Below are 13,117 nucleotides of genomic sequence, written 5' to 3' on the forward strand. Positions count from 1 at the left end.
GCCGCTACAACAATCACAAGCCGCCAGAGGGCAGACCATGAGCACCCAATCCGCGCCATCCCTGACCGACTACGCGACCTATCTCGACTCCTTCTCCGTCGATGACGTCATCGCGCGCCTCGACGACCATCGCGACGGCCGCGCCAACGCCTTCGAGTCCTGCTGCGGGCGCCATGTGCGCGCCGGCCGGGGCGAGGTGCCGGCGCTGATCCAGGAGGATGCCCAGGGCGTGGTCACCACCCTGAGCTATGCCGAGCTGGAGGCCCAGAGCGCCCGTCTCGCCGGCTGGTTCGTCGAGCAGGGGCTGGGCGAGGGAGATCGCATCGCCTGCATGCTGCCGCGCACGCCGCAGCTGCTGGTGGCGGTGGTGGCCACTTGGCGCATCGGCGCGGTCTACCAGCCGCTGTTCACCGCCTTCGGTCCGGATGCCGTGGACTACCGCCTGGGCCGGGCCGATACCAAGCTCGTGATCACCGATCACGCCAACCGCTTCAAGTTCGACGGCCTGACCCAGTGCCCGCCGGTGCTCGCCGTGGGCGGCCCCGATGACAAGCACGCCGACGACCGGGACTGGGTCGAGGCGCTGGCCCACGCGCCCCTCGAGGCCGCGCCGCCGCGGCTGCCCCGCGAGGCCCCCTTCCTGCAGATGTTCACCTCCGGCACCGTGGGCAAGCCCAAGGGCGTGGCGGTGCCGCTGTCTGCGATGCCGGCCTTCGCGCTCTACATGGAGCTCGCCGTCGACCTGCGCGACAGCGATCGCTTCTGGAACATGGCCGATCCGGGCTGGGCCTACGGCCTCTACTACGCCATCGCCGGCCCGCTGCTGCTGGGCGTGACCACCCACTTCTGCGAGGCGGGCTTTAGCGCCGAGGGGGCGCTGGCCTTCATGAAGCGCCATCGCATCACCAACTTCGCCGCCGCGCCGACCGCCTATCGCCTGATGAAGGCCTCGGGGCTCTTCGACGATGCCCACGAGACCCTCGAGCTGCGCGCGGCCAGCTCCGCCGGCGAGCCGCTCAATACCGAGGTGGTGACCTGGGTGGAGCGCTCGCTGGGCTGCCCGGTGATGGACCACTACGGCCAGACCGAGACCGGCATGACCTGCAACAACCACCACGCGCTGGATCATCCCAAGCACGTCGGCGGGATGGGCGTGCCGCTGCCCGGCTACCGCCTGGCGATCCTCGATGCCGAGTACAACGAGCTGCCGCCAGGCGAGCCGGGCGTGCTGGCCGTGGACATCGAGAACTCCCCGGCACACTTCTTCGCCGGCTACACCTGGCAGGAGAAGCACCCCTTCGCCGAGGGCTACTACCTCACCGGCGACGTGGTGATCCAGAATGAGGACGGCACCTTCCAGTTCGCCGGCCGCGACGACGACATCATCACCACCGCCGGCTACCGGGTGGGCCCGACCGACGTGGAGAACAGCGTGATGACCCATCCGGCGGTGGCCGAGTCCGCCGCGGTGGGCCAGCCCGACGAGATCCGCGGCGAGATCATCAAGTCCTACGTGGTGCTGCGCGAGGGCTTCGAGGCGAGCGACGACCTGGCCGACGAGATTCGCCAGCAGGTCCGCGAGCGGCTCTCGACCCACGCCTTCCCGCGGGTGATCGAGTTCGTCGACGTGCTGCCCAAGACGCCCAGCGGCAAGATCCAGCGCTTCAAACTGCGCGCCGACGCCTCCGAGAAGGCGGGCGACGCATCCGTCACCTGATATCGAGGAACCCTGCATGAACGTGAAGGACAATACCTTCCTGATCACCGGCGCCGCTTCCGGGCTGGGCGCGGCCACCGCCGAACGCCTGGTCGCCGGCGGCGGCCGGGTGGTGCTCTGCGACCTGAGTGACGCCGTGGAGGCCCACGCCGAGACGCTGGGCGAGGCGGCCCGCGCGGTGCGCGGCGACGTCACCTCCGGCGACGACATCCAGGCGGCCGTCGAGGCCGCCGTGGCCCTCTCCGAGGGGCGCGGCCTCGCCGGCGTGGTGCACTGCGCCGGCGTGGTGAGCGTGGGCAAGCTGGTCGATCGCGAGGGCAACCCCGCCGATCTGGACGCCTACAACCGCACGGTCCAGATCAACCTGGTGGGCACCTTCAACGTGATGCGCCTGGCCGCGGCCGCCATGGCGAAGAACGAGCCCGGCGAGGATGGTGAGCGCGGGGTGATCATCAACACCGCCTCCGTCGCCGCCTTCGACGGCCAGGTGGGGCAGTGCGCCTACAGCGCCTCCAAGGCCGGGGTGGTGGGCATGAGCCTGCCCGCGGCGCGTGAGCTCTCGCGCCACGGCGTGCGGGTGATGGCCATCGCCCCCGGCGTCTTCGAGACGCCGATGATGAGCGAGATCCCCGACGAGGCCGCCCAGGCCCTCGCCGCAGCCGTGCCTTTCCCCAAACGGCTCGGCAAGCCCGCGGAGTTCGCCCGCCTGGCCGAGCAGATCGTCACCAACGCCATGCTCAACGGTGAGGTGATCCGCCTGGACGGCGGCATCCGCATGCAGTAAGGCCGTCAGCCAGCAGCAAGCCAGTAAGGAGCAAGCTTCAAGGAAACCCTTGGCTTGCTCCTTTTTTCATCTTGCGCCTGGGGGCATACCTTGCGCCTTGTAACTTGCCGCTTGAAGCTTTTAAACGAACGCTTGACTCATGCCTGGCGGGTGGATATTTTCAAACACATGTTTGAAAGCGGCCGCCGCCGCTGCCCCCGCCCGATTTCCAGGAGAGACGAGATGCCCGACTATCAGGCCCCCCTGCGCGACCTTCGCTTCGTGATGGACGAGATGCTCGACTATCCGGCCCACTATGCGCGCCTGCCGGGCGGCGAGGAGGCCACGCCCGACGTGGTGAGCGCCATCCTGGAGGAGGGCGCGCGTTTCGCCCGCGTGGTGCTGCTGCCGTTGAACCAGAGCGGCGATCGCGAGGGCTGCCTGCTGGAAGGCGGCGAGGTGAAGGCCCCGAAGGGCTTCAAGCAGGCCTATGCCCAGTACGTGGAGGGTGGCTGGCCGGGGCTCGCCGCCGAGGCGGAGCACGGCGGCCAGGGCCTGCCGGCCTCGCTGGGCATGGCGCTCAACGAGATGATCTGCGCCACCAACCTGGCCTGGGGCATGTACCCGGGGCTCTCCCACGGCGCCGCCGACGCCCTGCGCCACCACGGCACCGAGGCGCAGAAGGCCACCTACCTGACCAAGCTGGTCGAGGGCACCTGGACCGGCACCATGTGCCTGACCGAGCCCCACTGCGGCACCGACCTGGGGCTGATCAAGACCCGCGCGGTGCCCCATGACGACGGCGGCTACGCCATTTCGGGTACCAAGATCTTCATCTCCGCCGGCGAACACGACCTGGCCGAGAACATCGTCCACCTGGTGCTGGCCAAGCTGCCGGACGCCCCGGCGGGCTCCAAGGGCATCTCGCTGTTCGTGGTGCCGAAGTTTCTGCCGAACGAGGCGGGGGAGCCCGGCGAGCGCAACGGCGTCAGCTGCGGCTCGCTCGAGCACAAGATGGGCATCCACGGCAACGCCACCTGCGTGATGAACTTCGATGCCGCCCGCGGCTACCTGGTCGGCGCGCCCCACAAGGGCCTGGCCTGCATGTTCACCATGATGAACGCCGCGCGCATCGGCGTGGGCATCCAGGGGCTAGGCCTCACCGAGGCGAGCTTCCAGAATGCCCTGGCCTACGCCCGCGACCGCCTGCAGATGCGCGCGCTCGCCGGTCCGAAGGCCCCGGAGAAGCCCGCCGACCCGATCATCGTCCACCCGGACGTGCGCCGCATGCTGCTGACCCAGAAGGCCTTCGCCGAAGGCGGCCGGATGCTGACGCTCTACACCGCGCAGATGATCGATCTGGTCGAGCACGGAACCGACGCCGCCGAGAAGGCGCGTGCCGAGACACTGCTCGGCCTGCTGACGCCCATCGTCAAGGCCTTCCTCACCGAGGTTGGCTTCGAGGCCACCAACGAGGGGGTGCAGGTCTTCGGCGGCCACGGCTTCATCCAGGAGTGGGGCATGGAGCAGCTGGTGCGCGATGCGCGTATCACCCGCCTCTACGAGGGCACCACCGGCATCCAGGCCCTCGACCTGCTCGGCCGCAAGGTGCTGATGAGCCAGGGCGAGACCCTCAAGGTCTTCACCAAGGAGATCCACCAGTTCTGCCGGGCCGAGGAGGGCAACGCCGAGCTCGCCGAGTTCGTGCGTCCCCTGGCCAAGCTGAACCAGGAGTGGGGCGAGCTGACCATGGGCGTGGGCATGAAGGCCATGAGCGAGCGCGAGGAGGTCGGCGCGGCCAGCGTCGACTATTTGATGTACTCGGGCTACGTGACCCTGGCCTACCTCTTCGCCCGGGCCGCCAAACAGGCCCGTGCGGCGCTGGCCGAGGGGGGCGACGAGGCCGCCTTCTACCGCGCCAAGCTCGACACCGCGCGCTTCTACTACCAGCGCCTGCTGCCGCGCACCCGCGCGCACAAGCAGTCCATCGAGGCGGGCGCCGAATCGCTGATGGCGATCAGCGCCGATGACTTCGGCCTGGGCTTCGAGGCCTGATGTCGTAACGACACACCAGCGAGCTCTCTCGATCGGAAACGATCGGTATCTGGCGGCGAGGAACTCCCTCGCCGCTTTGTTTACGTGGGATGTTTTCGGACCCGACCTGGCCTTGCAGCGCGGTGGCGGTTTGCTTGGTGGGCCCGGAAAGAGCAGGATGCTTCGTAGGCGTCGGGCCATCTGCCTTGCGGAAATTGCGGAGTGAGGGCCTCATGCGTGTCTTTGCCAATCCGGTCGGTGCCGGATCCCTCTGGTTCGACAATCTGGCTACTGCCGACGGAACACCCGTCGCCTACGATCCCCAGGCTCGGGCTTTCCTGCCCATGCCGCCGTTCTGCATCAATCGAGAGGTCATCGGCTGCAACTGGATCGCGCCCGAGCAGGGAGCCTTCTGCCGCTCCTGCGCCATGACCGCGCTGGCGCCGGATCCCTCCATCCCCGATGCCATGCCCAACTGGGCGCAGACCGAGGCCGCCAAGCGTTGGGTGCTCGACAACCTGGGCCGCTGGCACTGGTTCCGTCCCGAGGATCCCGGTGCCCGGCCCGTGTTTCACATGCTGGCCGAGGGCCCGACGCCGGTACCCATGGGCCATGCCGGGGGCGTGGTGACGATCAGCGTGGCCGAGGCGGACTCGGTCCTGCGCACGATCCGGCGGGAAGCGCTGGAGGAGCCCTATCGCACCATGATCGGCCACATGCGCCATGAGATCTCGCACATGCTCTGGTGGCGCCTCAGCCTACGCGAAGATTTTCTCGAGGCCTTCCGGGCCATGTTTGGCGACGAGCGGGTGGATTACCCGGCCGCGCTCCAGCGGTACTTCCATGACGGCCCGCCGCCGGACTGGAGGCTACACTTCCTGACCACCTACGCCTCCGCGCATCCCCACGAGGACTGGGCCGAGACCGCCGCCCACCTGCTGCATTTGACCGATATCACCGACAGCTTCGTGGCGACGGGGCTCTCCTCTCCGGAGCTGCCGAACTCCCACTGGGATCCCTACATGGAGCCCGACGCCGAGCGCCTGATCCATGTCGCGGCGAGCCTGGTGGCGGGGGTCAACCACGTCAATCGCTCCATGGGACTCTCCGACCTCTATCCCTTCGTGCTCTCGGATGCCGCACGCCGCAAGCTGGTGTTCGTGCATGATTGGCTACGCCGGGGGGCCCAGGGGCGTTGAGCCGGACAGGACGCAATGCCATGGAGGGGCCGGGAACCGGCGGCATGCCCCGTCTCGCGTCCCTTGATGTCGCTTCCGCATACCGCTTGCACATGCTTGGTCGTTTGGCTGGTACCGCTCCGCCGCCAGAGGCATGATGATCGCCTCGACGCACACTACGGCGGCGAGAGACCGCCACGCGCACGAGGAACCGCCCATGTCACGAACGACGCGTCTGCAAGACCTGATCCGCGAACTCCGCCATCACGCAGGCCCGATCGGCGGGCCCGAGCTTGCCGAGCGGCTGGGGATCACCCTGCGCACCCTCTACCAGGACGTCGCCGCGCTGCGGGCGGTGGGGGTCGAGGTAGTCAATGTGCCCGGCCAGGGTTATGTGCTATCGCCTGACGTCGTGCTGCCGCCCGCGGCACTGGTCGAGCCGGCGCCACGTGAGCCGGCCGAGCTCATCTTCTACACCAACCCGCTCTCCCGGGGCGGCATCGTCCACTGGATGCTCGAGGAGCTCGGCGTCTCCTATCGCACCGTGGTGCTCGAGTACGGCACCACCATGAAGTCGCCCGACTACCTGGCGCTCAATCCCATGGGCAAGGTGCCGGCGATTCGCCACGGCGACGCGGTGATCACCGAGGCCGCCGCGATCTGCGCCTACCTCGCCGATGCCTTTCCGGCCGCGGGGCTGGCGCCGCCAACCGCCGAGCGGGCCGACTACTACCGCTGGCTGTTCTTCGCCGCCGGGCCGCTGGAGGCCGCCCTGGGGCTCGGCGTGCTGGGCGTGCATCCCACGCCCGAGCAACAGGTCCAGCTCGGCTGTGGCGACGTCTGGGCGGTGCTCGACACCCTCTCCAGCGCGGTCGCCGGGCGTCGCTACATCGCCGGCGACCGCTTCAGCGCGGCGGACGTCTACGTCGGCTCCCATCTCGGCTGGGGCATGCACTTCGGTACCATCCCGCGGCGACCCGAGTTCGAGGCCTACTGGGCAGGCCTGAAGGACCGGCCGGCGCGCGCCCGCTGCGAGGCGTTCGTCGAGCAGGCCCTCTCGCCGCTGGCCTGATGGCAAGGCGCGGGACGATCAGTGGGCCGCTACGCCGCCACGCCCATCTGGCCATGGCGGTGCTGGTGCTGCTGGCCTGGTCGCTGGCGAGCGACGGCTGGGCCGGCGCGCTGTTCCTGCCGGTCTGGATCCTGGCCACCCAGCTGATCGTGGCCGGCAGTCTCGAGGCCGCCCGGCTGCGGCGGCGGGCCTGGCTCGGCCAGTACCTGCGCGACGACTCCCCCTGGCGGCGCTGGCTGCAGGGAGGGGCGCTGATGGTATTGCGCCATCAGCTCGTCGGGGCGCTGCTCGCCCTGGTGCTGCTGGTCGATCTGCGCCTGCTGGCCTTGACTGAGTGGCCGCTGCTGCTGGCCGCTCTGCCGCTGCTGGTGGTGTCCAGAAACGGCCTGCGGCGGCGACTCTCTCGCCACGTCGTGGCCGAGCACCTGCCGGCGGTGACGCGACGCCTGGTGACGCTGCCCATCGCCGCGCTGCTGGCCCTGGCGATGGTGCTGGCGGCACTCTGGCTGCCCCAGCCGTGGCTGGTCGGGCTTGGCTGGGAGGAGGCGATCGCCCGCCACCTGTCGGCAGGCGAGAGCGGCGGGCTGCTTGGCTTCTTCGAGCGGCTGGCCGCCAGTGCCGAACTCCTCCGCCAGTGGGCCATGCAGAACACCGTGGAGCGCTTTCACCTCGCCACGCCCGTGGCGGTGCTGGGCTGGCTGGTTCTGCTGCTGACCCAGGGCGCCGTCGCCTGGGCCTACGTTCGGCTGCTGGTGGGCGCCGAGGCGCTGCGCCGCGAGGGCCGGGCGCCCCGCGGCCTGCCGACGGGCGAGCCCGCCGCGGCCAACGATCGGGAGACTCGTGCATGAACGCGACCGGCGAGGCCTCACCCCGCCCTGATGGGCGTGCGATCGATCCCGCTTCCCGCTGGCGCGGCTGGGCGCTCTCGGCGCTGGTGGTGCTCCTGCTGCTCCTCGTGTTCGAGGCCGGCCATCGCGTCCTCGAGGCACGCAGCCAGGCCCCGCTCTATCGGGTGATCGTGGCCGGCGAGTCGCTGACCCTCGATGCCGAGACCCACGGGGCCTTTTCGCGCGATCTCTACAGGCTCGCCAACGAGGCCGAGGCGACGCTGGTCGCGCGCATGGCGCCCTGGGTGGAATCGCGCCTGGAGCGGGCCTTCGCGCCCCTGTCGGCGGCGGTGCCGGGCTATCTCGACTGGTACTTCTCCCTGCGTGGCAGCTACCTGCGGATGGCGATGGGGCTGGCGGGCGATCAGGCCGCCTGGCTCGATGCACAGCGCCGGAGTCGGCTGATCGAGGCGAGTGGCATCGAGGCGGCCCTCGGTAAGCTCGAGGCGGAGCATGCCGCGCGGCTCGCCCGCGAGCAGCAGGCCGTGGTTGATGCGATGAGTGCGACGCTGCTCGATCGCTATGCCCCTCGGAGTGTCGCCGACGCGACGGCTCAGGCGGCGCCGGCGTTCGACCTGGATGGCCAGCTGGATCGGGCGCTGCTGGCCACGCTGGATACCCGGCGCTGGCAGGCGGCCGCACTGGGCGGCAGCGGGCTCGGGTTATTGGCAGGGCGGCCCCTGGCGCGCCGGCTCGCGGCCGGTGCCGCGGGGCAGGGCGGTCGGATGGCACTGCGCGCCCTGGCGAGTCGCCTGGGCGCCGGTGCCGCCCGATCCCTGGCAAGCGGTGGGGCCGCGGCGGCGGTCACGGCGCCTGCCGGCCCCGGCGCCCTGATGGTGGGCGCGGCGACCACCGCCGCGGGACTGGCCGGGCTCGTCGGCGGCGAATTCGCCTTGCTGAAACTGCAGGAGGCGCGTCAGCGCCCGGCCCTCGAAGCCCGGCTGCACGAGGGCATCGAGGAGGCGCGTCGTGACGCCGCGGCCACGCTCGACGGCGCCGTCTCGGCCGCCGCCGCCCGGCTGGCGTCAGGGCTGGAGGGGTATGCCCCGCGGGGCGAGCAAGCACCGGGCGAAGCGCGTCCCGAGCCCTATCGCATCATCGATCGGCTCGGGCCATACGCCCGACCCTGATGCTCCAGCCGTCGCTGGCACACTCTTGGCGTGCTGCCGGTTCAGGCCCCGTGCAGGCGCCGGTGCAGGGCGTGGACCCGCTCGGCGAGCTCCGGCACCGGCCCCTCGACGGTGGCGCCCGGCACGACTTCCTGGATCGACAGGGTATTCACGGGCGGCGGGGCGACGCCCAGCTCCTCGAGCCAGCCGCCGAGCTGCTCGGAGGAACTCGCGTAGACGATGCGCCCCAGCCCCACCCAGCCGTGGGCGGCCGCGCACATCGGGCAGTGCTCGCCCGAGGTGTAGACGGTGGCCCGGGCGCGCTCCTCGGGCGGCAGGTTCTCCGCGGCCCAGCGGGCGAGGAAGAACTCCGGGTGCTGGGTGGCATCGCCGCCGGCCACGTGGTTGTGGTCCTCGACCAGCACCGCGCCGTCGCCGCTCACCAGCACCGAGCCGAACGGTTCGTCGCCAGCCTCCAGGGCTTCCTCGGCCAGCTCCACGCAGCGCTCGAGGTGCTGCTTGTCGGTCTCGCTGATCATCGTCGTTCCCTCCATTGAATGTGACGTTGCTCCTTCATCATACGACTGGCGAGGGCCGTTTTCATGAGGGCCGGGTCGCGACGTTTCGCCCATGGCGACCCTAAGCCGACTGAGCTAGGCTGGTCCATCACATGGAAAACGACCCTCTAACGATTGAGGGAAGCAGGGAACGCGACATGGCAGCGAAGCTCCACGACACCTCATCGGCTGGGCGGCATTCGTTCGGTAAATGGTTTTCAGCCATTTTCCGAACGAATGCCGATTTTTTATGGCCGCTATCGACCCAAAGCTGACATGGCGGCAAAGGCCAGCCGCTGCTGTTCCAGAAGAGCTATGTGCGCATGGCTGTTGAAGCCGCTGTCGTAGTGTCGTCGTGCTCGGCACCTTTTGCAGAGGAAGCAGCTGCTGGAAGGGCTTGTCGCGGCGGAAGGATAGCGTCAAAGTCGATTATCCTCAGACACAGCAGACCTAGGTAGCTCTTGACCACGTCGCTGGTGCGCATGCACAGGTGGTGGGGTGGCGGCTATCGATGCTGTCGACACCCGTGATCTGAAAGCGCTGCCGCATAGTACTGTCTGGGCGAATGGCGATATCCGCTGTATTGCCATGCAGGTCAGTGGGTTAGATGAACTCCAGGAGCGGCCTCACGGATTCAGGTAGAGGAGAAGGTCAGCCGAATTACACTATACTTTTGCACAGCAGGTATAAAAAGTTTGTCCGGATGATTCTTGCGGGGCTGCTATTAGGAGCAGGTCATGAACAAAACGAAAATCATTGGTGCCATTTTTTTGACGCTGGGTCCGACGGGCAATGCCCTCGCAGAGAATGGCTTCTATGGTGGAGCGGGCATCGGGCAGGCAACCATCGATGCGTGTGATGGTGTCACCAGTTGCGACGATAAAGATACCAGTTGGAAGATCTTCGGCGGTTGGGAGATGAATTCGAATATCGCCTTCGAGGTCGCCTGGGTAGATTTTGGTGAGATCAATGGATCCATAGGCGGCTCGGCAGTCAGCGCCGAAGCGGACGGCTGGACACTCGCTGCGAAAGGCATTCTGCCGCTCAACGAGCAGTTCGGCGTGTTCGGCAAGTTCGGCACGATTATGTGGGATGTTAAAGGGGGCGGTGCTGCTTCCGGTACTGACGACGATGGCACTGATCTCATGTATGGCCTCGGCGGCCAATATATGGTCACTGATCAGATCGGTATTGTCGGTGAGTGGGAGTGGTATGATATTGACAATGACATTGATCTGTTTTCCATTGGTGCATTGTTCAAGTTCTAAACTTCACGATCACGTACCGCGTAGGAGAGGGAGTTGCCTCCCCCGTCCGCTCATACCACCGGGCAAGATTGACATCTGAAATCAGCAGCTGTCATTTCCGATGCCGGGCTCTGGGGTGCTTCTACCGTCGCTTAATCACGTAATGCAGACGGAAGACATTGATACATCACTTCCTGAAGGCAGTATCGACCAGAATGAAGTGGCTGGCTCGTCCACGTAGGATGTCCCTAATACTTCTATTAACCTTGGAATTTGACTCTCCTTCCCACGCTTCAGTATTTCACGGACACACGACATCAATCGTGACAGGGGGAAGTCTCCCTTGGGGCTTAAAAGGTAGCCCGGCGAGCTGTGCAACCGGGCTATGATCTAAAAAGGCGGGAAGCCCAAACAATGGATGTCTGTCAGAACGCTTCCCACTCGTCGGCGACGGCTTCACCCTCCATGCGCTTGGGTTTTTCGACCTTGTGCATTGGTGTTGGCGCGGCCTCGCTGGGCGATGCTTTATAGGCGCTGTCCTCGCCGAGGATGAAGGAGTCCACGAGCTCGCGGAGTTGCTCGGCATGACGGGTCATCTCTGCGGCGCTGGATGAGGCCTGCGATACCATGGCGGCGTTCTGCTGGGTCATGGTATCCAGCTCCGCCACCGCAGTATTGATCTGACCGATGCCGCTGCTCTGCTCTCGTGCCCCTGCGCTAATCTCCGCGATCACGTCGGTGACTCGGGCAACACTCTCCACGATCTCCTGCATAGTGCCGCCTGCCCTCTGAACGATTGTGCTGCCATCACGCGCATGCGCGACAGACACATCAATCAGCTCGCGGATCTCCTTGGAGGCATCGCTGGAGCGGCTCGCGAGACTGCGGACCTCCTGGGCTACCACTGCGAAGCCGCGACCATGCTCGCCTGCACGCGCCGCCTCTACTGAGGCATTCAGCGCCAGGATGTTGGTCTGGAAGGCAATGCCGTCGATCAGCGTGATGATCTCGCTGATGCGCTCAGCGGAGGTGCGGATATCCCCCATGGTGCGCTCGACCTGTTGCATCGCCTGCTCGCCCTGGCGGGCAACGTCGGCGGTGCTTGTCACCAGCTGGTTGGCCTGCTGGGCAGACTCCGCGCTGTTATTCACGGTCGAGGTGATCTCCTCCATGGAGGCCGAGGTCTCCTGCAGGTTGGCCGCCGACTGTTCGGTCCGACTGGCCAGCTCCTCGCTACCACGGGAAATGTCCTGGGCCGAATAGGTCACCTCCCGGGTGCTGCCGCGCACCTCGATCAGCGTGTGCTGCATGCGCTCCACGAAGGCATTGAACTGGGTGGCGAGCTCTCCCACCTCGTCACGGCCGTGCACCGTCAGGCGTCGCGTAAGATCCCCCTTGCCCCTAGCGATATCGCTCATCGCCATGGACGTCTCACGGATGGGCCGCACGGCTTGGCGAACTAGCCAGGCTGCCAACAGTGCCACCCCCAGGAAAATCGCGAGCCCCGTCAAGGCAGCGCTCAGGATACTCTTGCGAAGCTCACCCGAGGCCGCGGCCTCGATGCCGGCCATGGTCTCCTCGATATCCCGCACGTAAGCACCGGTGCCCAGCACCCAGCCAAACTCGGGAATGTCGGCGATATAGGACTGCTTGGGCTCGATGTCCGAGGTGCCCGGGTATTCCCACGGATACTCGTAGAAGCCGCCGCCCTTGCGGCCTACCTCGATGAAGTCCTTAACGATGTAGTCTCCATTAGGCGATTGCAGGTCGCTTAGGTCCTTGCCTTCCCGCTCCGGCGAATGGGGAAGCACGATGTTGGTGCCATCATAGCGATAAACAAAAATATAGTTGTTACCGTCGAACCGGATGGCGCGCAGCACCTCGGCGGCACGCTCTCTCGCCTCGGGATCGCTCAGCTCGCTGTTGGCCACGATCGGCGCGATGGCACTCTTGGCGGTATTGACCACGTTACGAATCGCCGCCTTACGGAACTCCACTAGGCGATCACGTTGGGCTTCGAGTGCTGTACGCGTGTCGGCAGCCCGTTCCTGGGCATTGAGCAGCACTAAGGAAACGGTCACTACTAGGAGGGGGAGGAGAACGAGACATAGCAGGCGAGTCTGCAGGCTGAATCCACTGAGGAAGTTGAGACGACGGGCTGGCACGTGAGACTCCAATGGGGGTGGGAGAGAAAGTTTACTTTCTTGTCGGCCTGAGACCGGGCATCTTGAGTGCATCGCCATCTTGACTGGTAGGACCAGTTGCTTTCCTGGCGACCCTTCCCGGGTTGGCGGCAGTGGCTTTCACGAACGGCATCGTCTTTTCCTGAAGATTGGTGCGTGAAATCAGCAGGTCATCCTCGCCGAGACGGTACTCCCGCTGGGTCAACGGTTTGTTTAAATGTATCGCGTCGACTCTTTAAGGTCAGACATGATGTCTCGTTGTGGGTCGATGCCTGTAGCTGAATGCCTGGCATCAAGTGTCGTGTGACGCTCGTTGCTCGCGCCAGTGGGAAAGCCATGTCGACGGACTGGAAGCGCTGGTCCGCTGACA

The 13,117-nt window shown here is 66.7% G+C and carries 10 protein-coding genes; 8 read left to right on the forward strand and 2 right to left on the reverse strand.

Annotated features, from left to right (window positions below):
* The first annotated feature begins 37 nt into the window (after nucleotides 1-37).
* From ACGTNG_RS05160 to ACGTNG_RS05190, 7 genes are all read left to right on the forward strand, one after another.
* A complete protein-coding gene (locus ACGTNG_RS05160; RefSeq protein ID WP_394575877.1) occupies nucleotides 38-1,717 on the forward strand; it encodes an AMP-binding protein in 1,680 nt (559 codons plus the stop codon).
* 16 nt (nucleotides 1,718-1,733) lie between these two features.
* Nucleotides 1,734-2,501: an SDR family NAD(P)-dependent oxidoreductase gene (locus ACGTNG_RS05165; RefSeq protein ID WP_394575879.1), complete on the forward strand. Its 768-nt coding sequence runs from the start codon at nucleotides 1,734-1,736 to the stop codon at nucleotides 2,499-2,501.
* Nucleotides 2,502-2,723: 222 nt separating this feature from the next.
* Nucleotides 2,724-4,535: an acyl-CoA dehydrogenase C-terminal domain-containing protein gene (locus tag ACGTNG_RS05170; protein ID WP_394575880.1), complete on the forward strand. Its 1,812-nt coding sequence runs from the start codon at nucleotides 2,724-2,726 to the stop codon at nucleotides 4,533-4,535.
* Between the two features lie 212 nt (nucleotides 4,536-4,747).
* Nucleotides 4,748-5,713, forward strand: coding sequence for a zinc-binding metallopeptidase family protein (locus ACGTNG_RS05175; RefSeq protein WP_394575881.1), 966 nt, complete (start codon nucleotides 4,748-4,750; stop codon nucleotides 5,711-5,713).
* Nucleotides 5,714-5,909: 196 nt separating this feature from the next.
* On the forward strand, nucleotides 5,910-6,764 hold the full coding sequence (locus ACGTNG_RS05180) for an HTH domain-containing protein (RefSeq protein ID WP_394575882.1): 855 nt from the start codon (nucleotides 5,910-5,912) through the stop codon (nucleotides 6,762-6,764).
* A complete protein-coding gene (locus tag ACGTNG_RS05185) occupies nucleotides 6,764-7,612 on the forward strand; it encodes a hypothetical protein (protein ID WP_394575883.1) in 849 nt (282 codons plus the stop codon). The genes ACGTNG_RS05180 and ACGTNG_RS05185 overlap by 1 nt, the downstream gene beginning before the upstream one ends.
* Nucleotides 7,609-8,781, forward strand: coding sequence for a hypothetical protein (locus ACGTNG_RS05190; RefSeq protein WP_394575884.1), 1,173 nt, complete (start codon nucleotides 7,609-7,611; stop codon nucleotides 8,779-8,781). The genes ACGTNG_RS05185 and ACGTNG_RS05190 overlap by 4 nt, the downstream gene beginning before the upstream one ends.
* 41 nt (nucleotides 8,782-8,822) lie before the next feature.
* On the opposite strand, the gene ACGTNG_RS05195 is transcribed toward ACGTNG_RS05190, so the two are convergent.
* Nucleotides 8,823-9,299, reverse strand: a complete 477-nt coding sequence (locus tag ACGTNG_RS05195) for a nucleoside deaminase (protein ID WP_394575885.1) — start codon at nucleotides 9,297-9,299, stop codon at nucleotides 8,823-8,825.
* Nucleotides 9,300-10,054: 755 nt separating this feature from the next.
* On the opposite strand from ACGTNG_RS05195, the gene ACGTNG_RS05200 reads away from it, so the two are divergent.
* A complete protein-coding gene (locus tag ACGTNG_RS05200) occupies nucleotides 10,055-10,585 on the forward strand; it encodes an outer membrane beta-barrel protein (RefSeq protein WP_394575886.1) in 531 nt (176 codons plus the stop codon).
* Between the two features lie 404 nt (nucleotides 10,586-10,989).
* On the opposite strand, the gene ACGTNG_RS05205 is transcribed toward ACGTNG_RS05200, so the two are convergent.
* Nucleotides 10,990-12,729: a methyl-accepting chemotaxis protein gene (locus tag ACGTNG_RS05205; RefSeq protein WP_394575887.1), complete on the reverse strand. Its 1,740-nt coding sequence runs from the start codon at nucleotides 12,727-12,729 to the stop codon at nucleotides 10,990-10,992.
* Nucleotides 12,730-13,117 lie beyond the last annotated feature (388 nt).

Origin of the sequence: Halomonas sp. B23F22_3 (assembly GCF_043496965.1) — a bacterium.
GTDB lineage: Bacteria > Pseudomonadota > Gammaproteobacteria > Pseudomonadales > Halomonadaceae > Halomonas.